Here is a 24,241-nt window from a genome sequence, read left to right on the forward strand (position 1 = left end):
GTTTGAGCAGCAATGCAGAATAAAATTCAAAATAAATCAGAGGCTTCTGTTGTGAAAATACCAAAATCGCCACGAGCGCCGACGCTGGATGATGTTGCCCGTAATGCAGGATTATCGTCAATGACGGTGAGTCGGGCACTGAACACACCACAACTGGTGCGCCCGGCAACACTGGAAAAAGTTATGCAAGCGGTACGCGCAACCGGGTATATCCCCAATGCGCTGGCGGGAGGGCTGGCGTCACGGCGCAGTAAACTTATTGCCGTAGTAGTACCGCAAATCAACAACAGTATGTTTGTTGATACAATCCAGGCGTTAAGTGATGAGTTGGCGATTCGTGGCTATCATATTTTGCTCTGCGTGACAGGTTATAGCGAAGAAACAGAAGCTGAACTGGTTGCGACACTGCTTTCCCGCCGTCCTGACGGGGTAGTATTAACGGGTATTCACCATACCCATGAACTGAAAAAAATCATCCTGAATGCAGCAATTCCGGTGATAGAAATCTGGGATTTAACGCCAACGCCACTTGATATGTTAGTTGGTTTCTCTCATGAAAAAGTGGGGCAGGCGGCAGGCGAATATTTAATTAAAAAAGGTTATCGTCGCCCTGGTTTGTTATGGACTGATGATCGCCGGGCGGCTCAGCGTAAACAGGGTCTGTGTGACATATTTTTTCGTCATGGTGTTTCTCACCTGGCGCAAGTCAATGTTCCGCTGCCTGCGTCGTTGTCGCTCGGACGCAGTGGTCTTGCTGAGCTATTTGCTATGGCTGAATTTGATGTCATTGTCTGCAGCTCTGATACCCTGGCTCAGGGCGCGATAATGCAAGCCGAAAGTCAGGGTATGCGTGTGCCAAAAGATATCGCAGTAATGGGCTTTGGCAATCTCGATTTTGCCGCCAGTAATCGGCCTTCCATTACGACAGTGAGTGTCGACAGAAGCGGGATGGGGCAACGAGCTGCTGCACTGCTTGCTGATCGTATAGAAAACATTGAACGCGACGCATCAATTATTGATCTTGGTTTTCATCTTATTGAGCGCGACTCCGCATAAACAAACAAATGCCAGTCGCAGACTGTGCTAGCTTTGCTAATACTTTCAAAAGGAGCAAAACAATGCCGCATATCGATATCAAATGTTTTCCGCGTGAACTGGACTCTCAACAAAAAGCAGCACTGGCAGCAGATATTACCGACGTCATCATTCGCCATTTGGGCAGTAAAGAAAGCTCAGTGAGTGTTGCACTGCAACAAATTCCACCGGAATCGTGGAAGTCCATCTGGGACGCAGAAATTGCTCCTCAGATGGATACCTTGATTAAGAAGCCTGGTTACAGTATGTGAAAAATTAGCCAGCGGTGACTCGCTTCCCGCTGGTAACAAACGTGCCAGCACCTAAGTGATGTAATGTATTGAGTTTATCGTCATCAAATTGCCAGCGGCCTTCGACAAATACCCGTGCGTCTGCCGCTGCTGATACAACTTCGCCAAAGAGAGTGTCGTACTTTTCTTGAGCAGAAGTCGCGGGAAGCAAGCGACACTCCATCCACGCCAGACATTTCTCTTCAACAAGTGGCAAACCAAGCACCGGACCTTTCACTACCGGAATACCATAGCAATTAAATTTATCTTCTTCACGCCCCGATACACTTCCCACCGCCCACGTCCAGTTAGTCGCTGCAACAGCAGGAACAACAATGCCAAACTTACCGTTACGCTCAATCAACTCTCTGGTCCATGTCGATTTATCCACCACAATGGCCACTCGCGGTGGTTCGAACTCTACAGGCATCGACCAGGCTGCTGCCATAATATTACGCCGCTGGGATTGCTCATCGAAACTAGTGATCAGAATAGTAGGGCCGTGATTTAACAGACGGCTGGCATGGTGTAATTCGATAGGGATGAATCGACTCACGGTATCGCCTCGCTATAAAGGGGTTTTTAAAAGGGTAGCTCGTATCGCAATAAGCAACGAAATTAACGGGATCGGCGATTTGCTAACGTGATGGACGTCCGCGAACGCACAAAATAGCCGGTGTCGCGTCTAATCCAGGTTATAAGTTGAGAATACAACTGACAGGAACGCCTTATGACGCCCATTCTGAATCATTACTTTGCCCGCATTAATTGGTCGGGAGCTGCTGGGGTAAACATCGACACATTGCGTGCGTTACACCTTAAGCACAATTGCACCATCCCGTTTGAGAACATCGACGTTTTGTTGCCGAGAGAAATGCTGCTTGATGATCAATCGCTGGAAGAAAAACTGGTGACAGCACGGCGGGGTGGTTACTGCTTTGAGCAGAATGGTGTGTTTGAACGAGTGTTGCGCGAGCTGGGATTTAATGTTCGCAGTCTGTTAGGCCGCGTGGTGTTATCAAATCCTCCCGTGTTACCGCCACGAACCCATCGGTTACTGTTAGTAGAACTGGAAGGCAAGCAGTGGATTGCCGATGTGGGGTTTGGCGGGCAGACGCTGACAGCTCCGATCCGTTTAGTTCCTGATCTCGCGCAGACCACGCCGCACGGAGAATATCGCCTGTTACAGGACGGTAATGACTGGATTTTGCAGTTTAATCATCATCAGCACTGGCAGTCGATGTACCGTTTTGATCTTTGTGAGCAACAACAAAGCGATTATGTGATGGGTAATTTTTGGTCGGCACACTGGCCGCAGTCGCATTTTCGTCATCATTTGCTGATGTGCCGCCATTTACCAGACGGTGGCAAGCTGACTCTGACCAATTTTCATTTTACGCATTATGAAAATGGTCATGCGGTGGAGCAGCGGAATTTGCCAGATGTGACGTCGCTGTATGCTGTGATGCAGGAACAATTTGGATTGGGTGTGGATGACGCAAAACATGTATTCACCGTAGATGAACTGGCACTGGTGATGGCAGCGTTTGATACGCACCCGGAAGCGGGAAAATAGTTTTAGCCAGGCGACCTATAAAAGCACGTAAATTCAGTGTATTACAGAGAGACTGAAGGCCTGATTAGCGTAGTTAATCAGGCAATTTTCGTTTGCCCGAAGGGATAATTCCCCATATTGAATTAAACAGTAATGATTACAACTGTAAGGATAAATCCATAGCGACACGGCGCAAAGCGGGGAGTGCAAGTTCTTTCAGTTCTGCGCTGCTCATAGATGCAGACGGGACACCCACGTTCAACGCGGCAACCACCTGGTTATTTCGGGATAATAACGGGACCGCCAGAGAACACAGACCGACCTCGATTTGCCGATCTGCCAGGGCATAGCCTTGTCTGCGCACTCGCGCCAGTTCTTCACGTAAAGCAGAAAGTGAATTCAGGGTATGCGGGGTATAGCGAATCATGTTTATACGTGACAACGTCACGTTTAATTGTTCATCAGGTAGTGCACTCAGCAGAACTCTCCCCATAGAGGTCGCCCATGCGGGTAATCGACTACCACGACCAATATCTACACTAAGCAAATTATTGACTGCTGAGCGGGCAATATAGAGCACGTTATCACCATCAAGAGTTGCAGCAGAACAGGATTGTCCAAGGCTCTTACCCAGGCTATCAAGCGCCGTCTGAGCCACCTTTGCTAATGGCGTTCCGGCAAGATATGCATGACCAACCGCCAGTACGCGGGGCAGTAATTCGTAATGGCGACCATCCGGGCTGTGCACCATGCCAAGTGCAGCGAGAGTGTAGAGGCAGCGACGTACAGAGGCGCGAGAAATCTGTGTTTTCTGACTTAATTGCGAGATAGTCAGTCGTTGTCGCTGTGGCGTAAATGCATTGAGTACCTCAAGCCCTCGCGCCAGCGACAACATAAAGTTAGGATCATTTTTTGCGTACCCAATAACATCACTCATCGATTCCCTCTTTGTATGCGCCATGCGAAATTTACTATACCCATTGCCAAAAATGTGGCATCAGCAGTACTGCATTATACCACCTCGATCACACAATTAACTTCAAGTTAACATTTGTGCCGATTATCGCACAACATTTCGATTATCGCCGTTGACCATCTTGCCTGCTCGCTCCTATTGTCAAAGCACAACCACCGTTGGTTATCGCTGGCGGTAGAAAAAGTTATGTATTTCATACACAGGAAGAGACGATGAGCGCGACCGTAGAACGCATCGAATGTTGGCTGGTAGATTTGCCAACTATTCGCCCCCACAAGCTTTCCATGACCACCATGGGGTGTCAGACACTGGTCATTGTGCGTCTTACCCGTTCTGACGGTATTACAGGGATAGGGGAAGCGACCACCATCGGTGGCTTAAGTTACGGCGTGGAAAGCCCGGAGGCCATCGCCTGTGCAATTACAGATTACCTGACTCCCTTGTTAAAAGGGCAGCCAGCCGACAACCTTAATGCGATCACAGCGCGAATGAATGCGGCGATCAAAGGGAATACGTTCGCCAAATCAGCGATTGAAACCGCATTGCTTGATGCTCAGGGTAAAGCACAGGGATTACCTGTTTCGGCACTTCTTGGCGGTGGCTTGTCAACAACCTTGCCTGTCCTCTGGACCCTGGCGAGTGGTGACACAACAAAAGATATTGCTGAAGGTGAGAATCTGTTGGAGCAGGGGCGTCACCAGGCTTTTAAACTCAAAATTGGTGCGCGGGAGTTGCAGGCTGATCTCCGGCATACCAGAGCAATTGTTGAGGCACTGGGAGATCGCGCCAGTATTCGCGTCGATGTTAACCAGGCGTGGAATGCCACCACAGCAGCCAAAGGATGTCGTGAGCTGGCGGCTATGGGCGTGGATCTGATTGAACAGCCTGTCAGTGCTCAGGATAACGCCGCACTGGTACGTCTGAGCCATCAGGTAGAAACGGCAATTCTTGCTGATGAAGCGGTGGCGAATCTTTACGACGGTTATCAACTGGCTCAACAAGGATTTAGTGGTGCGTATGCGCTGAAAATTGCCAAAGCAGGTGGTCCAAACAGTGTGCTGGCACTGGCTCGCGTGGCGCAAGCGGCAGGTATTGGGCTGTATGGCGGTACCATGCTGGAAGGCACTGTTGGCACCGTTGCCTCTTTGCACGCCTGGTCAACACTACCGTTGCAGTGGGGCACAGAAATGTTCGGTCCGCTGCTGTTAAAAGATGACATCGTTAGTGTACCGCTCACTTTTGCTGATGGTCAGGTAACACTCCCCCAAACACCAGGACTGGGTGTGGAGCTGGATGAAGACAAATTGCGTTTCTATTCCCGTAAAAGAAACGCGGTAACAGGAGAGAACCATGTTATTTAAAGTCGATATGACTGTGAATATTCCACGTGATATTCCTTTTGCTGAAATCGAAGATATAAAAAAACGTGAAAAAGATTATTCACAACAATTACAACGTGAAGGTAAATGGCGTCATATCTGGCGTGTTGCCGGTCTTTATGCCAATGTCAGTATATTTGACGTTAAAGACGCCGAAGAATTACATGAATTATTAATGGCACTACCGCTATATCCGTTTATGGATATTAATGTAGAGGCGCTTTGCCGTCATCCTTCTTCAATTCGTGATGATAACCGTTAATTAATATCTTACCTCATGCCGGATAACTCCGGCATTATCTTGGAACAATAAAAGTGAGAATAATATGAGCAATTCATTTGTTAAACACGAAGATGTGCAGAATTTACTGCGCATCAGCGCCGGGTTAAATACTACTGATGGCGACGAACGTTTTAAATCGATCATGCATCGTTTATTAGAAAATATTTGTACTTTAATTGATGACTACAATATCACACAGGAAGAGTTCTGGCAGGCAATCAATTATTTGCATGAGCTGGGCGGCCGACAAGAAGCGGCATTGCTGGCAGCCGGTCTGGGGCTGGAGCATTATCTTGATCTGCGCCAGGACGCCCTCGATGCGGCGCAACAGCGTGAAACGGGTACGCCGCGTACCATCGAAGGCCCACTGTATGTCGCTAACGCGCCTTTGTCAGAGAGCCATGCCCGTATGGATGATGGTGCGGACGCCGGGGAAGTGATGTGGTTGCATGGTCAGGTAAAAGATACGCAAGGCCGCCCGGTAGAAAACGCGATTGTTGACATCTGGCACGCCAATACGCTGGGTAATTACTCCTTCTTTGACCAGAGCCAGAGTGAATATAACCTGCGTCGTCGTATTCGTACGGGAGCGGATGGTCGTTACAGTGTGCGGAGTATTGTGCCTTCCGGGTACGGTTGCCCACCAGATGGTCCAACCCAAAAACTGCTGGATCGCCTGGGTCGTCATGGTAATCGCCCGGCGCATATTCACTTTTTCGTTTCCGCGCCTGGGCATAAGCACCTTACCAGCCAGATCAACCTGAATGGCGATCAATATTTATGGGATGACTTTGCCTTTGCTACCCGTGATGGGCTGATTGCCGATCCGGTAAAAGTTAATGAAAGTGCAAAAATTGCTGAACGCGGGCTTGATGGCGAACACACCGAAGTATGCTTTGACTTTACATTATGTAAAGCTCAAAACCCGAATGAAGAGCAGCGTATTACCCGCCTGCGCGCACAGGAATAAATTCTCCTTTCGCGGTATTACGTTGGGGTAATACCGCCGTTTTTATTTTATATCTGGTTTATCCCGGAGGGCTAAGTTCATGCAAAAAACTCTCTCAACATTAAAAGATAAAATCAGCAATGCATTAATTGTTGATCGTGAAAATCATATTTATCGTTGCCATCGCTCTATATTTACCGATCAGCAATTGTTTGATTTTGAAATGAAGCATATTTTTGAAGGTAACTGGGTATTCCTCGCCCATGAAAGCCAAATTCCCGAGGCAGGGGATTATTATACTTTAACGCTGGGACGTCAGCCGGTCATTATTACCCGCGATAAAAAAGGTGAGCTTCATGCCTTAATCAATAGTTGTGCTCACCGTGGCGCGATGTTATGTCGACGCAAGCGGGGAAATAAAAACTCATTTACCTGTCCATTTCATGGCTGGACATTTAGTAATAACGGCAAATTATTAAAAGCAAAAGATGAAAGTACCGGCGCGTATCCTCCAACATTTAAACATGAAGGTTCCCACGATTTACAGAAATTGCCCCGTTTCCAGTCGTATCGCGGATTTCTGTTCGGTAGCCTGAATGACGATGTTATGTCGCTGGAAGAGTATCTCGGTGAAACCTGCAAAATCATTGATTTGATCGTTGATCAAGCTCCGGAAGGGCTGGAAGTTCTCAATGGATCGTCGAGCTATGTTTATGAAGGGAACTGGAAGCTCGGTGCGGAAAACGGTGCTGACGGTTACCACGTTAGCGTGGTGCACTGGAACTACTCGTCAACGATGTCACGGCGAAATTATGAAGCGGAAGGTACCCGCGCTGTAGATGCCAATGGCTGGTCAAAAAGTATTGGTGGCGGATATGGCTTTGATAACGGTCACATGTTGCTCTGGACTCGTACGTTAAACCCGGAAGTGCGTCCGGTTTATGACCATCGGGAACGTTTACAGGCAGAATTTGGCGAACTGCGTGCTGACCAAATGGTGAACGAAACGCGTAATCTCTGTATCTATCCCAATGTTTATTTGATGGATCAGTTTTCCACGCAGATCCGCGTAATCCGCCCCATTGCAGTTGATAAAACCGAAGTCACTATCTGGTGTTTTGCGCCAAAAGGCGAATCTGAACAGGCTCGCGCATTGCGTATTCGTCAGTATGAAGATTTCTTTAATGTCAGCGGGATGGGCACACCAGATGATCTGGAAGAATTCAGCGCCTGTCAGCGCGGTTATCTTGGTGAAAACCTGCCATGGAGCGATCTCAGCCGTGGTGCTCTGCATTGGGTTGATGGCCCGGACGAACATGCGCAACACGCAGGATTTACGCCATTGCTCAGCGGCGTGAAATCGGAAGATGAAGCACTGTATATCGCCCATCACCATCACTGGCAAAACGTCATGCTGGCGGCACTGGAAAAAGAACAGATGTGTTATGACCAGTCAATTACTCAGCGTGTGGAGGTGGCCTGATGTTAACCCTCGAACAAGTCCGCCAGTTTCTCTATTACGAAGCCCGACTGCTGGATGATCGCCAGTGGGATGAGTGGCTGAACTGCTATAGCCCAAAAGTGGTGTTCTGGATGCCTGCCTGGGGCGATGATGACAAACTGACACGTGATCCGCAAAAAGAGATCTCGCTGATCTATTACCCCAATCGTGATGGCCTGGAAGACCGGGTCTATCGCATTAAAACCGAACGTTCAGGTGCCAGTACCCCGGAACCACGTACAACACACATGATCAGCAATGTGGAACTGCTGGGCGAAATCGAGCAGGGCATTGACGTGCGCTATAACTGGGTGACTTACAACCATCGTTATCAGCATACCGATCTCTTTTTTGGTGCGACGCGTTGCACACTCATCGAGATTGATGGCAAACCGCAGATTATTCGTAAAACCGTACGCCTGAATAATGACTATATCCGTCAGGTGATCGACGTTTACCACATTTGAGGAGGCATGATGAGTTTTACAATCGCACTCAATTTTGAAGACGGGATCACCCGATTTATTCAGTGTAACCAGGGTGAAAAAGTGTTGGATGCTGCCTACCGACAGAAGGTCAATCTGCCGATGGATTGCTCTGACGGCGTATGTGGCACTTGCAAATGCCATTGTGCCAGCGGCGAATATGCGTTGGGTGAGGATTATCTTGAGGATGCTCTCAGTGAAGATGAAGCACTGGCTCGTCAGGTGTTGTCGTGTCAGATGATCCCAACCAGCGATTGTGTCATTGATATTCCTGTGGCAGCGGCGCAATGCAAAACGGCGATTACCACGACAGACGCAGAAGTCGTACAGGTCACGATGCTATCGGATACCGCCATTGAGCTGGTGGTACAACTGGATGAACCACTGACGTTTTTACCCGGCCAGTACATTAACATTCAAGTGCCAGGAACACCGCAAGTGCGCGCTTATTCATTTAGCTCCTTAGCGGGCAGTCGGGAAGGGCGATTTTTGATTCGTAACGTACCCGGCGGAATGATGAGTCAGTGGTTAACGCAACGAGCGCAACCGGGCGATCGCCTTAGCCTCAGTGGTCCGATGGGCAGCTTTTATTTACGCAGTGGTGAACGCCCATTGTTAATGCTGGCAGGAGGAACAGGGCTGGCGCCATTGTTGTCGATGCTGGAGACATTACAAGCCCAGGGCAGTACACGCCCGGTGACGTTGTTATATGGCGTAACACTGGATTGCGATCTGGTTAAAACCCAGGAGCTGGATGCGTTCGCTCGTCAATTGAGCCAGTTTCGTTGGCTTCCGGTGGTGAGTGATGCGCAAAGCAATTGCCCACAGCGGGGATATGTTACGGAGCATCTGGATGATGCGATGTTGAATAATGGCGATGTGGATATCTATCTTTGTGGGCCGCCACCGATGGTGAATGCCGTAGCAACGGCACTTCGCGAAAGAGGAATCTCCCCGGCAGGTTTCTGGTATGAAAAATTTATCGCCAGCCAGAGCGCGGCGGCATAAGGAACAAAAATGCGATTTCAAAATAAAGTCATGGCGATAACCGGTGCAGCACAAGGCATCGGTCGGCAAACCGCTGAACAAGCAGCCCGTGAAGGGGCGCGTTTGCTGCTGATTGATCGTTCTCGTTACGTTCATGAACTGGCCGCTACGCTGGCAAAGGCAGGTTGCGATGTTCTGGCGCTGGAAGCAGATCTCGAACAGTGGGAAAGCACCGGGCAGGCATTCGCAACAGGCGTCGCCCATTTTGGCCGACTCGATATCCTGATTAATAACGTCGGCGGGACCATTTGGGCGAAACCTTTTGCTGAGTACCAACCGGAACAAATTGAAAAAGAAGTGCGTCGATCTCTGTTTCCCACGCTTTGGGGGTGCCGTGCGGCATTACCCTGGATGCTACAACAGGGTAAAGGAAGCATTGTGAATATCTCGTCAGTGGCGACAGCTGGTGTTAATCGTGTGCCATATTCGGCAGCAAAAGGTGGGGTCAATGCGTTAACCCGTTCTATCGCGATGGAATATAGTGGTAGTGGCATTCGGATTAATGCTGTTGCCCCTGGGGGAACAGATGCCCCGACTCGTTTAACGCCCCGTAACGAAGAACAACCAACCGTTGAGGAGCAAGCCTGGTATCAGCAGGTCATTGATCAAACGCTGGCGAGTAGCTTGATGCATCGGTACGGTACACTGGCAGAGCAGGCGAATGCCATTTTGTTTCTCGCCAGCGACGATGCCAGCTATATCACCGGTGTTACGTTACCGGTTGCAGGGGGCGATCTGGGGTAAGAGTCTCAAGGGTAATCTGGCAGGTATTGTCCATTGCTTCAACTTCTTTGCCCGTCAGGCGGGCATATTGACCTGTGAGATGCCAGAATTGCGGTTGCGTTTCCGTATAAATTTCTGCCGCCAGCACCAGGCGGCGCCTGTCAAGATCACTCAATTCCAGCAAGGTCCAGGGAACGAAGACACGGTGATTTTTTGTGAGCGTTAGCCACAGCGGACAGCCGCAGCCTGCGCAAAAATAGCGTCTGCCATGGGGTGTCGAGGCAAAAAAAGGCGGTGGTGGAGATTGCGCTGACATTACAGGCGACTCAGAGGCTTCCAGATACATGGCAATACCGCCAGACCATTTCTGGCACAATGTGCAGTGGCAAGCGCAAACATCGAGTGATTTTATATTGACGATAAAATGGCTTTGCCCACAAAGGCACAATCCAGTTACCTGTTGCATAATTCTACCTGGAGTGCCCGTAAGCCAGCACTGCGCTGATTTACGGGCGGGATAACTTATCAGAATTGATAAACCAGACCGACAGCAACAATGTTGTCAGTATTTATACTCGATTGCTTCGTGAAGCTTGTGTCATCAAGCAAGTTGATTTTGTAATCCACATAGGTGGACATATTTTTGTTGAAGTAGTAACTGGTGCCAAGATCAATGTATTCAACCAGATCCTGGCTATCCCAACGCTCCAGTTCTTTTCCTTTCGATTTCAGATATGCCACTGACGGGCGTAAGCCGAAATCAAACTGATATTGAGCAACAAGTTCGATGTTCTGGGTTTTATTCGCAATATATGGGCCCGTCCAGGAATTACCAAAATGCGTCATATTCAGTGTTTCAGCATAAGTGGCAGCAAGGTAGATGTTATTCGCATCATATTTAAGGCCTGCAACCCACATTTCAGCTGCTTTACCGGAGGCGTTAATAGAATTAATTTTTGCTAATTCTTGTTGACCAACTGTTCGGTCAGAATGGGTATAAGCCGCCCCTACAGCAAAACCTTCATAGGTATATGAGGACGAAATACCAAATCCATCACCGTTGCCTTCAGTTTGTTCGCGGCCAGATTGTGAACGATGATTCCAGGTGTCATTTTTGCCCTGATACTGCACAGCGAAATTCAGGCCTTCAACCAGACCGAAAAAGTCATTATTACGGTAAGTAGCAAGTCCAGTGCCTCGTTTAGTCATGAATACATCGGTTTGAATCCATGTGTCGGCACCGAATTCAGGCAGAACGTCTGTCCATGCACCAATGTCATAGGCTACGCCATAGTTACGACCATAATCGAGAGAACCGAACTGATCAAATTTCAAACCAGCAAATGCAAGACGAGTTTTATCTTTGTGGGAACCTTCCGATTCAGGTCCATTGGCCTTAAATTCATACTCAAATTGACCATAGCCTGTCAGTTCATAGGTAATTTGCGTTTCACCCTTAAAACCGAGACGAGCATAGGTTTTATCGCCATTTTTACTATCATCTTTTGAAAAGTAATGTAATCCATTCACTTTTCCATAAAGATCCAGTTTGTTGCCATCTTTGTTGTAGATTTCAGCTGCGTTTACGGCGCCTGCTGCTAACAAAGTTGATATCACCACTGCTATTAATTTTGTTTTCATTGTATATATCTCTGTAATATTCCTAAGGTATAGTCTGCAATAATTAGAATATCAATCTTCCATAACTGCGCATATTAAAAGAGTGGCGAATCAATAGTTCAATGATTAGTTCGATATAATGCCAGATAAATTCCATTTGTGTGATTTACATCGAAGTAGCAAAAAACAGAAAATTAATAAGCTCTATTTGTCTTATAGGAATAAATAAAGCAGCCTACAGACAAAAATATTAATTAAAATAGAAAGATATTAGTTAATTATGGTAATCATTTCGTTAAAAAATAAATGATATGCATATGAAGATGAAAGCCGCTTACAGTGTAAACGGCTTTGCCTTTTTATTGACGACGTGTCGCCAGCCAGCAGAGCAGGGAACCGCCGCAGACCATCAGTGCGCCTTGCCAGAATGAGAACGATAGCGGAGCACTAAGCAGTACCGCAGCAAGCGCCGACGAAAGTACGGGCGTAAAATACGAACCTACTGCCATAATGGTGACGTTGCCATGTAAAATGCCAACGTTCCACGCAGCGTAAGCAAATCCTAAGGTAAATGCCGCAGAGATGAGTTTAATCATGACGGGTGTGCTAAATACCATTTCTGGTTGTGGCGTGAGAAAATAGTAAACCCACAGACTTGCTCCCGTTAGCAGGACAAAAACGGTTATTCCATTAAATCCGCGTGCGTATTTATTCGTTACTGTGCAATAAGCTGCCCAGATAAAAGCGCCAATGAACGCCAGGAAATAACTCAATGGACTGGTGGTAATATTATTGATGATTTCATCATAGTGTAACCCATTGTCACCGCCTAACACCCAGCAGACACCGACCAGGGCTAATAATAATCCAGGTACAATCAGCCAGTTGGTTTTCTGACCATTAAACAGAATGGCAAAGAGAATTGTCAGGCTGGGCCATAGATAGTTCACCATACCCACTTCAATTGCCTGATGACGGGTCGCTGCATAACCTAAGGAAAGTGCCAGACAGATTTCATAGCTGACGAATAACAGACTCCCGGCGAGTAAATAGCCTTTCGGGATCTGCCGAATACGCGGAAATCCAACCGTGAAGATTAACAGCAGCCCGCTTAATGAATAGATAGCAGCTGCGCCGCCGACCGGACCGAGCCCCTCACTGACACCGCGAATCAATCCTACCATCGTGCTCCACAGGACGATCGCTATTAGCCCTATGAGCGTTGCTTTTTGTCGTGTCATGCTCGCTGTTTTGTCTCTCTTGCCGTTAAAAATTAAGCTGAATTTTATAGCATTTTTTTAACTGGCCTGTCAGGCAGTGGTGCGTTTTTCTACCGCTATTGAGGTAGGTCAATTTGCGCAGGCGGATTATTTTGTGGCAAACAAGTGTTCTTTTTGATTTCGCGCAAAAAGATTCAGAATTTTACTGTTAGTTTCCTCGCGCAGTAATACCCCTGAAAAAAGAGGAAAGCAATGGACGTCAGTCGCAGACAATTTTTTAAAATCTGCGCGGGCGGTATGGCGGGAACAACAGTAGCAGCATTGGGCTTTGCCCCGAAGCAAGCACTGGCTCAGGCGCGAAACTACAAATTATTACGCGCGAAAGAGATCCGTAACACTTGTACATACTGTTCCGTAGGTTGCGGGCTATTGATGTATAGCCTGGGTGATGGCGCGAAAAACGCCAGAGAAGCGATTTATCACATTGAAGGTGACCCGGATCATCCGGTAAGCCGTGGTGCGCTGTGCCCGAAAGGGGCCGGATTGCTGGATTATGTCAACAGCGAAAACCGTCTGCGCTACCCGGAATATCGTGCGCCAGGTTCTGATAAATGGCAGCGCATTAGCTGGGAAGAAGCATTCTCCCGCATTGCGAAGCTGATGAAGGCAGACCGTGACGCTAACTTTATTGAAAAGAATGAGCAGGGCGTAACGGTAAACCGTTGGCTTTCTACCGGTATGCTGTGTGCTTCCGGTGCCAGCAACGAAACCGGGATGCTGACACAGAAATTTGCCCGCTCCCTCGGGATGCTGGCGGTAGACAACCAGGCGCGCGTCTGACACGGACCAACGGTAGCAAGTCTTGCTCCAACATTTGGTCGCGGTGCGATGACCAACCACTGGGTGGATATCAAAAACGCTAACGTCGTAATGGTGATGGGCGGTAACGCTGCTGAAGCGCATCCCGTCGGTTTTCGCTGGGCGATGGAAGCGAAAAACAACAACGATGCAACCTTGATCGTTGTCGATCCCCGTTTTACGCGTACCGCTTCTGTGGCGGATATTTACGCACCTATTCGTTCCGGTACGGACATTACGTTCCTGTCTGGCGTTTTGCGCTACCTGATCGAAAACAACAAGATCAACGCCGAATACGTTAAGCATTACACCAACGCCAGCCTGCTGGTGCGTGATGATTTTACTTTTGAAGACGGCCTGTTCAGCGGTTATGACGCTGAAAAACGTCAGTACGATAAGTCGTCCTGGAACTATCAGTTCGATGAAAACGGCTATGCGAAACGCGATGACACGCTGACTCATCCGCGCTGTGTGTGGAACTTGCTGAAAGCACACGTTTCCCGCTACACGCCGGACGTAGTGGAAAACATCTGCGGTACGCCAAAAGCTGACTTCCTGAAAGTGTGTGAAGTGCTGGCCTCCACCAGCGCGCCGGATCGCACAACCACCTTCCTGTACGCGCTGGGCTGGACCCAACACACCGTGGGTGCGCAGAACATCCGTACTATGGCGATGATCCAGTTGCTGCTCGGTAACATGGGTATGGCTGGTGGCGGCGTGAACGCATTGCGTGGTCACTCTAACATTCAGGGCCTGACCGACTTAGGCCTGCTCTCTACCAGCCTGCCGGGTTATCTGACGCTGCCGTCAGAAAAACAGGTTGATTTGCAGTCGTATCTGGAAGCGAACACGCCGAAAGCGACGCTGGCTGATCAGGTGAACTACTGGAGCAACTATCCGAAGTTCTTCGTTAGCCTGATGAAATCTTTCTACGGCGATGCCGCAAAGAAAGAGAACAACTGGGGCTACGACTGGCTGCCGAAGTGGGACCAGACCTACGACGTCATCAAGTATTTCAACATGATGGATGAAGGCAAAGTCACAGGTTATTTCTGCCAGGGCTTTAACCCGGTTGCGTCCTTCCCGGACAAAAACAAAGTGGTGAGCTGCCTGAGCAAGCTGAAGTACATGGTGGTTATCGATCCGCTGGTGACTGAAACCTCTACTTTCTGGCAGAACCACGGCGAGTCGAACGATGTCGATCCGGCATCTATTCAGACAGAGGTATTCCGTCTGCCTTCGACCTGCTTTGCTGAAGAAGATGGTTCTATCGCTAACTCCGGTCGCTGGTTGCAGTGGCACTGGAAAGGTCAGGACGCGCCAGGCGAAGCGCGTAACGACGGCGAAATTCTGGCGGGTATCTACCATCATCTGCGCGAGCTGTACCAGGCCGAAGGTGGTAAAGGCGTAGAACCGCTGATGAAGATGAGCTGGAACTACAAGCAGCCGCACGAACCGCAGTCTGATGAAGTGGCGAAAGAGAACAACGGCTATGCGCTGGAAGATCTCTATGACGCTAATGGCGTGCTGATTGCGAAGAAAGGTCAGTTGCTGAGTAGCTTTGCGCATTTGCGTGATGACGGTACAACCGCATCGTCTTGCTGGATCTACACCGGTAGCTGGACAGAGCAGGGCAACCAGATGGCTAACCGCGATAACTCTGACCCGTCCGGTCTGGGGAATACGCTGGGATGGGCCTGGGCGTGGCCGCTCAACCGTCGCGTACTCTACAACCGTGCTTCGGCGGATATCAACGGTAAACCGTGGGATCCGAAACGGATGCTGATCCAGTGGAACGGTAGCAAGTGGACGGGTAACGATATTCCGGACTTTGGCAATGCCGCACCGGGTACGCCAACCGGGCCGTTTATCATGCAACCGGAAGGGATGGGACGCCTGTTTGCCATTAACAAAATGGCGGAAGGTCCGTTCCCGGAACACTACGAGCCAATTGAAACGCCGCTGGGCACTAACCCGCTGCATCCGAACGTGGTGTCTAACCCGGTGGTTCGTCTGTATGAACAAGACGCGCTGCGGATGGGTAAAAAAGAGCAGTTCCCGTATGTAGGTACAACCTACCGTCTGACCGAGCACTTCCACACCTGGACCAAGCATGCGTTGCTCAACGCAATTGCTCAGCCGGAACAGTTTGTGGAAATCAGCGAAACGCTGGCGGCGGCGAAAGGCATTGCCAATGGCGATCGTGTCACTGTCTCCAGCAAGCGTGGCTTTATCCGCGCGGTGGCTGTGGTAACGCGTCGTCTGAAACCGCTGAATGTAAACGGTCAGCAGGTTGAAACGGTGGGTATTCCAATCCACTGGGGCTTTGAGGGTGTCGCGCGTAAAGGTTATATCGCTAACACTCTGACGCCGAATGTCGGTGATGCAAACTCGCAAACGCCGGAATATAAAGCGTTCTTAGTCAACATCGAGAAGGCGTAAGGGGGCGAACAGATGGCTATGGAAACGCAGGACATTATCAAAAGGTCCGCAACTAACTCCATCACGCCGCCTTCTCAGGTGCGTGATTACAAAGCAGAAGTCGCGAAACTTATCGACGTTTCCACCTGTATCGGCTGTAAAGCCTGTCAGGTGGCGTGTTCGGAGTGGAACGATATCCGTGATGAAGTGGGGCACTGCGTCGGGGTTTATGATAACCCCGCCGATCTGAGCGCCAAGTCCTGGACGGTGATGCGCTTTAGCGAAACCGAACAGAACGGCAAGCTGGAGTGGCTGATCCGTAAAGATGGCTGTATGCACTGTGAAGATCCGGGCTGCCTGAAGGCGTGCCCGTCTGCTGGTGCAATCATTCAGTACGCTAACGGGATTGTCGATTTCCAGTCGGAAAACTGCATCGGCTGTGGTTACTGCATTGCCGGGTGTCCGTTTAATATTCCGCGCCTCAACAAAGAGGATAACCGGGTATATAAATGCACACTCTGCGTCGATCGCGTCAGCGTCGGTCAGGAACCGGCTTGTGTGAAAACTTGTCCGACCGGGGCTATCCACTTCGGCACCAAGAAGGAGATGCTGGAGCTGGCGGAACAGCGCGTGGCGAAACTGAAAGCGCGTGGTTACGAACATGCTGGCGTCTACAACCCGGAAGGGGTCGGTGGTACGCACGTCATGTACGTGCTGCATCACGCCGATCAGCCGGAGCTGTATCACGGTCTGCCAAAAGATCCGAAGATCGACACTTCGGTGAACCTGTGGAAAGGCGCGTTGAAACCGCTGGCAGCAGCTGGCTTTATCGCCACTTTTGCCGGGTTGATTTTCCACTACATCGGTATTGGCCCGAATAAGGAAGTGGACGATGACGAGGAGGATCATCATGAGTAAGTCGAAAATGATTGTGCGCACCAAGTTTATTGATCGCGCCTGTCACTGGACCGTGGTGATTTGCTTCTTCCTGGTGGCGCTGTCCGGGATTTCGTTCTTCTTCCCGACGCTGCAATGGCTGACGCAAACCTTCGGTACGCCGCAGATGGGACGCATTTTGCACCCGTTCTTCGGCATTGCGATTTTCGTCGCGCTGATGTTTATGTTTGTGCGTTTTGTGCATCACAACATCCCGGATAAGAAAGATATTCCGTGGCTGTTGAACATTGTCGAAGTATTAAAAGGCAATGAACACAAAGTGGCGGATGTCGGTAAGTACAACGCCGGGCAAAAGATGATGTTCTGGTCGATCATGAGCATGATTTTCGTGCTGCTGGTAACCGGGGTGATTATCTGGCGTCCGTACTTTGCGCAGTACTTCCCGATGCAGGTTGTCCGTTATAGCCTGTTGATTCACGCGGCTGCGGGTATCATCCTGATCCACGCCATCCTGATCCATATGTATATGGCATTCTGGGTGAAAGGGTCGATTAAAGGGATGATCGAAGGGAAGGTGAGCCGTCGTTGGGCGAAGAAACACCATCCACGCTGGTATCGTGAAATCGAGAAGGCAGAAGCGAAAAAAGAGAGTGAAGAAGGGATATAATCTCTTTTGAACTTTAAGCTGAAAATGGCGCTGTAAAAAGCGCCATTTTTTTATTGCGTAACCAGACGGCGTAGTCGCGACACATCTACCGTTTTTTCTGCCTCTGCCAGACTCCAGGCGTTTTGCAGATTCAGCCACATTTGCGGCGAACTGCCGATCACCACGGAAAGTTTAATTGCCATTTCTGGCGTCAATGCCGCTTTTCCGGTAAGCAATCGGCTTGCCGTTGAGGGCGCAATTTCCATTGCTCTGGCAAACTCGCGCAGGCTGACGTTCAGCTCGTCCAGTGATTCCTGAATAATGTCCCCCGGGCGGGGATGATTGGCCATTTTCATCAGTGATAGTCCTCGTAATCCAGTATGTATGCATCGCCATTGACGAACTCAAACGTTATCCGCCAGTTGCCCGAGACAGATATCGCCCAAATTCCATCGCGATCGCCGCTTAACGGGTGTAGTCGGTAACCGGGCATATCGAGATCAGCAAGACAGCTTGCTGCATCAATCACAGCGAGTCGGTGGCGTAATCGTTTGACTTGCGTCGGTATAACACCGGAGGTTTTGCCGAGAAGAAACAAGTCACGCAATCCCTTGTGTCTGAAATTCATTATCATCTCTTCATCCTTGTTCCTTCAAAAGGAACACTATCACTGTTGTTCCGTGCAGCGCAACAAATTTCGCTACGCTTTCGTGAATTGTGAGAGGAAAGATGGGGGAGGAAAAGAAGAACAGTGAAATTGCGGAAAGCGTCTCGCAAAACAGGCTGCGACTCAAACATGGCAGTCGCAGCAAAGGCCTCTTAGCGACGGAAATCAATCACCATACGGCCACGGATTTTGCCTTCTTCCATCTCAGTAAAGATGGTGTTGATGTCCGCTAACGGACGCAGGGCAACTTTTGGCACCACTTTACCTTCGGCGGCAAACTGGAAGGCTTCGGTTAGATCCTGGCGCGTGCCGACCAGCGAACCGACCACTTCAATACCATCCAGCACCAGCCGTGGGATGTCCAGGCTCATAGACTCCGGCGGCAGACCGACAGCCACAACACGACCGCCTGCACGAACGGCATCGACCGCTGAGTTAAACGCAACTTTAGCTACCGCTGTCACCACCGCTGCGTGAGCGCCACCGGTTTTCTCCTGCACAATTTTGGCGGCGTCTTCGGTGCGTGAGTTAATCGCTAAATCAGCACCCATTTCGGTTGCCAGTTTCAACTGCTCATCATTGACATCAATGGCGATCACTTTTGCATTAAAGACATTTTTCGCGTATTGCAGGGCGAGGTTGCCCAGACCGCCAAGACCGTAGATAGCAATCCACTGTCCTGGACGAATTTTTGACAGCTTAACGGCTTTGTAGGTAGTGACCCCCGCGCAGGTAATGCTGCTGGCCGCCGCCGAGTCCAGGCCATCCGGCACTTTAACCGCGTAATCGGCGACCACGATGCACTCTTCCGCCATGCCGCCATCAACGCTGTATCCGGCATTTTTTACTGAACGGCAGAGCGTTTCGTTACCGCTGTTACAGTATTCGCAATGACCGCATCCTTCGTAAAACCACGCCACGCTGGCGCGATCGCCTGGTTTTAATGAGGTAACGCCGGGGCCAACTTCTGCCACCACACCGATGCCTTCATGGCCCAGAATCACGCCGGTTTTATCACCAAAATCGCCATTCTTAACATGAAGATCGGTATGACATACACCACAACACTCCATTTTCAGCAGGGCTTCGCCATGTTTCAGTGAGCGCAGCGTTTTATCCGTAACGTCAACATGATGATCCTTCGTAACAACTGCAGCCTTCATAGTTTCCTCCTTTTCGGATGATGTTCTGCATAGCAGGTGAGGCAAATGAGATTTATTCGCCACTACCCAGTATGGATGAGATCTGAAAAAGGAAGAGGAAAATTGCCCGGTAGCAGTCACTACCGGGCGCAGGCTTAGATGGATGTACGGCGGTAGTCGCGATATTCCGCTTGCCAGAAGTTATCATCAATGGCCTGTTGCAGAGCTTCGGCAGACGTTTTCACCGCCACGCCTTGCTGCTGCGCCATTTTGCCAACCGCAAACGCAATTGCGCGGGACACTTTCTGAATATCTTTCAGTTCCGGCAGTACCAGACCTTCGCCGTTCAGTACCAGCGGCGAATACTGAGCAAGCGTTTCGCTTGCCGACATCAGCATCTCATCGGTGATACGTGACGCGCCGGAAGCAATAACGCCCAGCCCAATGCCCGGGAAGATAAAAGCGTTGTTGCATTGCGCGATAGGGTAGATTTTATCTTTCCATACCACCGGATTAAACGGACTGCCGGTGGCGACCAGCGCGTTACCTTCGGTCCAGGCGATAATGTCCTGCGGTGTGGCTTCCACACGTGAAGTCGGGTTAGACAGCGGCATCACGATCGGACGCGGACAGTGTTTGTGCATCTCACGGATGATCTCTTCCGTAAACAGCCCGGTCTGTCCTGAGACGCCAATCAGAATATCCGGTTTGACATTGCGCACCACATCAAGCAGTGACAGCACATCGCTGTCAGTATCCCAGTCACTGAGATTTTCGCGCTTCTGCACCAGTTTGGTCTGGAAAGGCAGCAGGTTCGGCATCTTGTCGGTCAGCAGACCAAAGCGATCGACCATAAAGACTTTCTGCCGCGCCGCTTCTTCGCTTAATCCTTCACGCTGAGTCTGGGCGATGATCATCTCCGCAATGCCGCATCCTGCTGAACCTGCGCCGAGGAAGACGATTTTTTTCTCGCATAACTGACCGCCCGCCGCACGGCTGGCTGCGATCAGTGTGCCGACTGTTACCGCCGCGGTGCCCTGAATATCATCGTTAAAAGAACAAATTTCATTGCGATAGCGGTTAAGCAACGGCATCGCGTTTTTCTGTGCGAAATCTTCAAACTGCAACAACACGTCCGGCCAGCGTTGCTTCACAGCCTGGATAAATTCATCCACGAATTCATAGTATTCGTCGTCAGTAATACGTGGATTACGCCAACCCATATACAGCGGGTCGTTAAGCAACTGCTGGTTGTTCGTCCCGACATCCAGCACCACCGGCAGTGTATACGCCGGGCTGATGCCGCCGCAGGCGGTATAGAGCGACAGTTTACCGATCGGAATACCCATCCCACCGATGCCCTGGTCACCAAGCCCCAGAATACGTTCGCCGTCCGTCACCACAATCACTTTAATATTATGGTTCGGTACGTTTTGCAGAATATCGTCCATATTGTGGCGGTTCTGGTATGAGATAAATACGCCGCGAGAACGACGGTAGATCTCGGAGAAACGTTCACAGGCTGCGCCGACCGTAGGGGTATAAATGACGGGCATCATTTCGTCGAGGTGATTATTTACCAGACGGTAGAAGAGGGTTTCGTTGGTGTCCTGGATGTTACGCAGGTAAATGTGTTTGTCGATTTCAGTTTTGAATCCCTGATACTGGATCCACGCACGTTCCGCTTGTTCTTCGATGGTTTCGACCACTTCCGGCAGTAACCCCAGCAGGTTGAAGTTACGGCGTTCTTCCATGCTGAAGGCGCTGCCTTTATTCAACAACGGAAATTCCAGCAGTACAGGGCCAGCGTAAGGAATATAAAGCGAACGCTGTTTTTTTGTTTTTGGTTCCATGTCACTCACTCTTTTTTGAATATCTATCCCTGGCACGCTTTTATCGTCTTTGCTTTACCGCCAGGGGGGCGGCCCCAAGTATAAAGCAGATAAAAACAAAAACACCATTGCGCAGGCAATGGTGTTTAATCGTCATTGAGGACTGATTGTTAAAGATTACTTTTCAGCGGGGCGTTTTCTGCCGGTTGGGTTATTTACCACGCTGGATTTGTCACCTTCGGTAACTATTTTGCGCTGGTTAGAAATTTTATGGTCCAGTCCAAGAATATGACGTGCCTGACGGTTCGATTTCATTTTAACTCCTCAATCCTGTTGCTAGTTTTAAGGACAACATCGCCGTAGCGAAGAAACACGTGCTAAACCCCTAAATTAGGTTGCCGATCAAGCATAGCACCTTAAAGCGTAGGATGCTGGCCACTGACCACATAATTGATCGTTTGTTGGTAGATATCACTGAGGATGTCGTTATCGGAAGCTTCCACCCATTTGGTTAGCTCCATGAGAATGTCATCTTCAGTGACAACACCGTGCTCTGCCCGAAGGCCTTGCTCAATGGCATTAACCAGAGCGGGTTCTGCTGTTGAATTTTCTGCCTGATAATAAGTAAACATAGTGATTCTCCGTGTCTGTGTATTTATGGTGTCTGCTACGGATCGCAGATTTATAACGCACATTCAGCATGTCAAATATTTACCGCTTCGTTGTTAAGATTAGTCCTGGTTGATGATTTTTATATTTTAACCACATGATATTGATGGGATTTTTTTGTTGTGGAACAATTAATATTGAAGCAATATCTTTTGAGTTATATATTTTTCGTTATCTATTGTGGGAATTTAATTTAAGTGCAGAAGTTATATTTTCGCCGGATTTTATTCGGAATATCCTGCTTATCCTCGTGCTGTTTCTTACGTAGTCTATAATTTCCTTTTTAAGCCCACAGGAGAGCAACAATGACAATCCATAAGAAAGGTCAGGCACACTGGGAAGGCGATATCAAACGCGGGAAGGGAACAGTATCCACCGAGAGTGGCGTGCTGAACCAACAGCCGTATGGATTTAACACGCGTTTTGAAGGCGAAAAAGGAACTAACCCTGAAGAACTAATTGGCGCGGCGCATGCAGCATGTTTCTCAATGGCGCTTTCATTAATGCTGGGGGAAGCGGGATTCACGCCATCATCGATTGATACCACCGCCGATGTGTCGCTGGATAAAGTGGATGCCGGGTTTGCGATTACTAAAATCGCCCTGAAGAGCGAAGTTGCCGTGCCGGGTATTGATGCATCTACCTTTGACGGCATTATCCAGAAAGCAAAAGCAGGATGCCCGGTTTCTCAGGTACTGAAAGCTGAAATTACGCTTGATTACCAGTTGAAATCGTAAAGCGTTGCCGGATGATTCATCATCCGGCAAGTATTAACCCAGATACCTTTACCTTAGCCAATAAAACCACGAATTATTTCTGGTGATTTTCCTCGCGGCCCAAAAGGTATTGGTTATCAGCAGAAATTTAGCGCTTCCTGGTTAGGTTTTGCTGGTAAATATAGTCCTTGGGCGGAAGGCAAATTTCGGTGTTTTCTTTAGACAAGAAAGCAGGGCGCAGGCGTCGCCCTTCTTTTACAACGGCATATTTTTGCGGATCGCACTAATTAATATTTGGGCGCCGGATGAAAGCTGTGCGTCAACACGGGTCAGGATACCTATAGGTTCTCCGGCACCTTGTGTTGGCATTGGCAGTGCCACCAGAGACCCCTGACGCAAATCCTCTTTTACTGCCCCGGAAGGTACAAACCATACATAGTCGTAATCGACGGTAAGCTGTCGTGATAGTGAAGCGGAAAGCGTTTCAATACAGCCATCGGGAATTTTGCAGCCCTGGCTTTGTAGCAGTGTTTCCGCATTCTGACGGGGGACCGTACCTTTTGGGGAAACTACGACAGGCCACTCCATCACCCGACTGAGAGTGACATTCTCCTGTAAAAGGGGGTGATTCGGACGCACCACCAGTTTGAGTGACTCCAGAAAAAGTAATTCGTAATTGAGGCCACCCATCAATTCTGGATCAGACATTCGCCCGATACCAATATCAATCTCGCCAGACTTTAACCCTGCCAACAGCATGGTGTTATTCATGGTAGCAACCTGCAACATTGTATCTTTATGTTGGCGATGAAACTGGCCTAATACGGCAGGTAAAATACCTAATGCAGCGGTTGGCAACGCGCCTATGCGCACAATGTCACTGTTAAGGCCCTCTTTTCGATTCAACGCCTGAGCAGCATTATTTAACGCATCCAGCACCTTCACCGCATGTGTCAGAAACTGCTCACCAGGTGGGGTAAGTTGCGCGCCAAGTCTTCCTCGGTCAAATAGCCGGGTTCCTGTTAATTGTTCCAGTTCATTCAATGTCTTAGAGAGAGCTGGCTGGCTAAGGTTAAGGGTTTCTGCCGCGCGACCGAGTGTTCCTTGTTGTGCGACAGCGACAAATGTATGCAGGTGGCGCAAGCGAATGCGCTGACTAAACAGACTATTTTTTTCCATAAGCGATGTTAAAAACAGAGTCGCGCCGAAGACAAGATAAGTTATCTAATTATGATAACTTGATTGCAAAATATCATTAACATTTGGCGATTTTATATTACCAAATATTTTG

At 49.2% G+C, this 24,241-nt stretch carries 26 protein-coding genes; 14 read left to right on the forward strand and 12 right to left on the reverse strand.

Annotated features, from left to right (window positions below; genetic code table 11):
• The first annotated feature begins 51 nt into the window (after positions 1-51).
• Positions 52-1,056 (forward strand): LacI family DNA-binding transcriptional regulator, encoded by a 1,005-nt coding sequence (locus K0335_RS02400; RefSeq protein ID WP_032243457.1) that lies wholly within the window; start codon positions 52-54, stop codon positions 1,054-1,056.
• A 62-nt stretch (positions 1,057-1,118) separates the two neighbouring features.
• Positions 1,119-1,346: a tautomerase PptA gene (gene pptA / locus K0335_RS02405; RefSeq protein ID WP_001120154.1), complete on the forward strand. Its 228-nt coding sequence runs from the start codon at positions 1,119-1,121 to the stop codon at positions 1,344-1,346.
• A gap of 4 nt (positions 1,347-1,350) precedes the next feature.
• On the opposite strand, the gene K0335_RS02410 is transcribed toward pptA, so the two are convergent.
• Positions 1,351-1,920, reverse strand: coding sequence for a flavin reductase family protein (locus K0335_RS02410; protein ID WP_000085897.1), 570 nt, complete (start codon positions 1,918-1,920; stop codon positions 1,351-1,353).
• 174 nt (positions 1,921-2,094) lie between these two features.
• Between K0335_RS02410 and nhoA the strand changes: the two genes are divergently transcribed.
• Positions 2,095-2,940 carry an N-hydroxyarylamine O-acetyltransferase gene (gene nhoA, locus K0335_RS02415; RefSeq protein WP_104919742.1) on the forward strand — a complete coding sequence of 282 codons (846 nt, stop codon included), beginning with the start codon at positions 2,095-2,097 and terminating at the stop codon, positions 2,938-2,940.
• A 136-nt stretch (positions 2,941-3,076) separates the two neighbouring features.
• Here nhoA and K0335_RS02420 read toward each other — a convergent pair whose 3' ends face one another.
• Entirely contained in the window at positions 3,077-3,880 is an 804-nt protein-coding gene (locus tag K0335_RS02420; RefSeq protein WP_223685555.1) for an IclR family transcriptional regulator C-terminal domain-containing protein, read from the reverse strand.
• Between the two features lie 227 nt (positions 3,881-4,107).
• Between K0335_RS02420 and K0335_RS02425 the strand changes: the two genes are divergently transcribed.
• From K0335_RS02425 to benD, 7 genes are all read left to right on the forward strand, one after another.
• Complete coding sequence (locus K0335_RS02425) at positions 4,108-5,256, forward strand: muconate cycloisomerase family protein (protein ID WP_001277046.1); 1,149 nt, start codon at positions 4,108-4,110, stop codon at positions 5,254-5,256.
• Positions 5,246-5,536 (forward strand): muconolactone Delta-isomerase, encoded by a 291-nt coding sequence (gene catC, locus K0335_RS02430; RefSeq protein WP_046077560.1) that lies wholly within the window; start codon positions 5,246-5,248, stop codon positions 5,534-5,536. Before K0335_RS02425 ends, catC begins: the two co-directional genes overlap by 11 nt.
• Before the next feature lie 64 nt (positions 5,537-5,600).
• On the forward strand, positions 5,601-6,527 hold the full coding sequence (catA, locus tag K0335_RS02435; protein ID WP_104919744.1) for a catechol 1,2-dioxygenase: 927 nt from the start codon (positions 5,601-5,603) through the stop codon (positions 6,525-6,527).
• A gap of 79 nt (positions 6,528-6,606) precedes the next feature.
• The gene (locus K0335_RS02440) at positions 6,607-7,989 is read left to right on the forward strand and encodes a Rieske 2Fe-2S domain-containing protein (RefSeq protein ID WP_001173028.1); all 1,383 of its coding nucleotides are present in this window, start codon (positions 6,607-6,609) and stop codon (positions 7,987-7,989) included.
• Positions 7,989-8,474: a benzoate 1,2-dioxygenase small subunit gene (gene benB / locus K0335_RS02445; protein ID WP_000956684.1), complete on the forward strand. Its 486-nt coding sequence runs from the start codon at positions 7,989-7,991 to the stop codon at positions 8,472-8,474. The genes K0335_RS02440 and benB overlap by 1 nt, the downstream gene beginning before the upstream one ends.
• Before the next feature lie 9 nt (positions 8,475-8,483).
• Positions 8,484-9,500 carry a benzoate 1,2-dioxygenase electron transfer component BenC gene (benC, locus tag K0335_RS02450; RefSeq protein ID WP_104919745.1) on the forward strand — a complete coding sequence of 339 codons (1,017 nt, stop codon included), beginning with the start codon at positions 8,484-8,486 and terminating at the stop codon, positions 9,498-9,500.
• Positions 9,501-9,509: 9 nt separating this feature from the next.
• Entirely contained in the window at positions 9,510-10,283 is a 774-nt protein-coding gene (benD, locus tag K0335_RS02455; protein ID WP_001212186.1) for a benzoate diol dehydrogenase BenD, read from the forward strand.
• Here benD and K0335_RS02460 read toward each other — a convergent pair.
• From K0335_RS02460 to yddG, 3 genes are all read right to left on the reverse strand, one after another.
• Complete coding sequence (locus tag K0335_RS02460) at positions 10,249-10,728, reverse strand: GFA family protein (protein WP_002431546.1); 480 nt, start codon at positions 10,726-10,728, stop codon at positions 10,249-10,251. The two genes, benD and K0335_RS02460, sit on opposite strands and share 35 nt — an antisense overlap.
• A 59-nt stretch (positions 10,729-10,787) precedes the next feature.
• Positions 10,788-11,903 carry a porin OmpC gene (ompC, locus tag K0335_RS02465; protein WP_104918435.1) on the reverse strand — a complete coding sequence of 372 codons (1,116 nt, stop codon included), beginning with the start codon at positions 11,901-11,903 and terminating at the stop codon, positions 10,788-10,790.
• Between the two features lie 338 nt (positions 11,904-12,241).
• The gene (yddG, locus tag K0335_RS02470) at positions 12,242-13,123 is read right to left on the reverse strand and encodes an aromatic amino acid efflux DMT transporter YddG (RefSeq protein WP_002431545.1); all 882 of its coding nucleotides are present in this window, start codon (positions 13,121-13,123) and stop codon (positions 12,242-12,244) included.
• A gap of 231 nt (positions 13,124-13,354) precedes the next feature.
• Here yddG and fdnG point away from each other — a divergent pair, with 231 nt between their 5' ends.
• From fdnG to fdnI, 3 genes are read left to right on the forward strand one after another with little or no spacing between them, the layout of a single operon-like run.
• Entirely contained in the window at positions 13,355-16,402 is a 3,048-nt protein-coding gene (fdnG, locus tag K0335_RS02475) for a formate dehydrogenase-N subunit alpha (protein WP_219393712.1), read from the forward strand.
• Between the two features lie 12 nt (positions 16,403-16,414).
• Positions 16,415-17,299, forward strand: coding sequence for a formate dehydrogenase N subunit beta (gene fdnH / locus K0335_RS02480; protein WP_001240580.1), 885 nt, complete (start codon positions 16,415-16,417; stop codon positions 17,297-17,299).
• Entirely contained in the window at positions 17,292-17,945 is a 654-nt protein-coding gene (gene fdnI, locus K0335_RS02485) for a formate dehydrogenase-N subunit gamma (RefSeq protein ID WP_000045648.1), read from the forward strand. Before fdnH ends, fdnI begins: the two co-directional genes overlap by 8 nt.
• 50 nt (positions 17,946-17,995) lie before the next feature.
• Here the strand turns inward: fdnI and K0335_RS02490 are convergent, their stop codons facing one another.
• The 6 genes from K0335_RS02490 to bdm all read right to left on the reverse strand — a co-directional run bounded on the left by K0335_RS02490 (position 17,996) and on the right by bdm (position 22,197).
• Positions 17,996-18,280 carry a HigA family addiction module antitoxin gene (locus tag K0335_RS02490; protein ID WP_000781370.1) on the reverse strand — a complete coding sequence of 95 codons (285 nt, stop codon included), beginning with the start codon at positions 18,278-18,280 and terminating at the stop codon, positions 17,996-17,998.
• Complete coding sequence (locus tag K0335_RS02495) at positions 18,280-18,558, reverse strand: type II toxin-antitoxin system RelE/ParE family toxin (RefSeq protein ID WP_104919749.1); 279 nt, start codon at positions 18,556-18,558, stop codon at positions 18,280-18,282. Before K0335_RS02495 ends, K0335_RS02490 begins: the two co-directional genes overlap by 1 nt.
• A gap of 185 nt (positions 18,559-18,743) precedes the next feature.
• Positions 18,744-19,754: an alcohol dehydrogenase AdhP gene (adhP, locus tag K0335_RS02500; RefSeq protein ID WP_219393713.1), complete on the reverse strand. Its 1,011-nt coding sequence runs from the start codon at positions 19,752-19,754 to the stop codon at positions 18,744-18,746.
• Positions 19,755-19,888: 134 nt separating this feature from the next.
• The gene (gene maeA / locus K0335_RS02505; protein ID WP_046077566.1) at positions 19,889-21,586 is read right to left on the reverse strand and encodes a malate dehydrogenase; all 1,698 of its coding nucleotides are present in this window, start codon (positions 21,584-21,586) and stop codon (positions 19,889-19,891) included.
• 156 nt (positions 21,587-21,742) lie between these two features.
• Positions 21,743-21,880 (reverse strand): stationary-phase-induced ribosome-associated protein, encoded by a 138-nt coding sequence (sra, locus tag K0335_RS02510; RefSeq protein ID WP_000841554.1) that lies wholly within the window; start codon positions 21,878-21,880, stop codon positions 21,743-21,745.
• Positions 21,881-21,981: 101 nt separating this feature from the next.
• Positions 21,982-22,197 carry a biofilm-dependent modulation protein gene (gene bdm / locus K0335_RS02515; protein WP_000495766.1) on the reverse strand — a complete coding sequence of 72 codons (216 nt, stop codon included), beginning with the start codon at positions 22,195-22,197 and terminating at the stop codon, positions 21,982-21,984.
• Positions 22,198-22,539: 342 nt separating this feature from the next.
• Here bdm and osmC point away from each other — a divergent pair, with 342 nt between their 5' ends.
• Positions 22,540-22,971: a peroxiredoxin OsmC gene (gene osmC, locus K0335_RS02520; protein ID WP_000152299.1), complete on the forward strand. Its 432-nt coding sequence runs from the start codon at positions 22,540-22,542 to the stop codon at positions 22,969-22,971.
• A gap of 234 nt (positions 22,972-23,205) precedes the next feature.
• On the opposite strand, the gene pcaQ is transcribed toward osmC, so the two are convergent.
• Positions 23,206-24,129: a pca operon transcription factor PcaQ gene (gene pcaQ, locus K0335_RS02525; protein WP_219393714.1), complete on the reverse strand. Its 924-nt coding sequence runs from the start codon at positions 24,127-24,129 to the stop codon at positions 23,206-23,208.
• Positions 24,130-24,241 lie beyond the last annotated feature (112 nt).

The sequence above is a fragment of the Escherichia sp. GZ89 genome (genome assembly GCF_019366485.1).
Taxonomy (GTDB): Bacteria; Pseudomonadota; Gammaproteobacteria; order Enterobacterales; family Enterobacteriaceae; genus Escherichia; species Escherichia fergusonii.

Bases quoted from the DNA above. Each gene is read 5' to 3' on its own strand.
- adhP (WP_219393713.1), bottom strand. From the start codon at position 19,754: ATGAAGGCTGCAGTTGTTACGAAGGATCATCATGTTGACGTTACGGAT.
- K0335_RS02425 (WP_001277046.1), top strand. From the start codon at position 4,108: ATGAGCGCGACCGTAGAACGCATCGAATGTTGGCTGGTAGATTTGCCA.
- fdnH (WP_001240580.1), top strand. From the start codon at position 16,415: ATGGCTATGGAAACGCAGGACATTATCAAAAGGTCCGCAACTAACTCC.
- fdnI (WP_000045648.1), top strand. From the start codon at position 17,292: ATGAGTAAGTCGAAAATGATTGTGCGCACCAAGTTTATTGATCGCGCC.
- benC (WP_104919745.1), top strand. From the start codon at position 8,484: ATGAGTTTTACAATCGCACTCAATTTTGAAGACGGGATCACCCGATTT.
- yddG (WP_002431545.1), bottom strand. From the start codon at position 13,123: ATGACACGACAAAAAGCAACGCTCATAGGGCTAATAGCGATCGTCCTG.
- ompC (WP_104918435.1), bottom strand. From the start codon at position 11,903: ATGAAAACAAAATTAATAGCAGTGGTGATATCAACTTTGTTAGCAGCA.
- benD (WP_001212186.1), top strand. From the start codon at position 9,510: ATGCGATTTCAAAATAAAGTCATGGCGATAACCGGTGCAGCACAAGGC.
- osmC (WP_000152299.1), top strand. From the start codon at position 22,540: ATGACAATCCATAAGAAAGGTCAGGCACACTGGGAAGGCGATATCAAA.
- K0335_RS02495 (WP_104919749.1), bottom strand. From the start codon at position 18,558: ATGATAATGAATTTCAGACACAAGGGATTGCGTGACTTGTTTCTTCTC.
- pptA (WP_001120154.1), top strand. From the start codon at position 1,119: ATGCCGCATATCGATATCAAATGTTTTCCGCGTGAACTGGACTCTCAA.
- benB (WP_000956684.1), top strand. From the start codon at position 7,989: ATGTTAACCCTCGAACAAGTCCGCCAGTTTCTCTATTACGAAGCCCGA.
- K0335_RS02460 (WP_002431546.1), bottom strand. From the start codon at position 10,728: ATGCAACAGGTAACTGGATTGTGCCTTTGTGGGCAAAGCCATTTTATC.
- K0335_RS02420 (WP_223685555.1), bottom strand. From the start codon at position 3,880: ATGGCGCATACAAAGAGGGAATCGATGAGTGATGTTATTGGGTACGCA.
- K0335_RS02490 (WP_000781370.1), bottom strand. From the start codon at position 18,280: ATGAAAATGGCCAATCATCCCCGCCCGGGGGACATTATTCAGGAATCA.
- catC (WP_046077560.1), top strand. From the start codon at position 5,246: ATGTTATTTAAAGTCGATATGACTGTGAATATTCCACGTGATATTCCT.
- sra (WP_000841554.1), bottom strand. From the start codon at position 21,880: ATGAAATCGAACCGTCAGGCACGTCATATTCTTGGACTGGACCATAAA.
- bdm (WP_000495766.1), bottom strand. From the start codon at position 22,197: ATGTTTACTTATTATCAGGCAGAAAATTCAACAGCAGAACCCGCTCTG.
- nhoA (WP_104919742.1), top strand. From the start codon at position 2,095: ATGACGCCCATTCTGAATCATTACTTTGCCCGCATTAATTGGTCGGGA.
- maeA (WP_046077566.1), bottom strand. From the start codon at position 21,586: ATGGAACCAAAAACAAAAAAACAGCGTTCGCTTTATATTCCTTACGCT.
- catA (WP_104919744.1), top strand. From the start codon at position 5,601: ATGAGCAATTCATTTGTTAAACACGAAGATGTGCAGAATTTACTGCGC.
- pcaQ (WP_219393714.1), bottom strand. From the start codon at position 24,129: ATGGAAAAAAATAGTCTGTTTAGTCAGCGCATTCGCTTGCGCCACCTG.
- K0335_RS02440 (WP_001173028.1), top strand. From the start codon at position 6,607: ATGCAAAAAACTCTCTCAACATTAAAAGATAAAATCAGCAATGCATTA.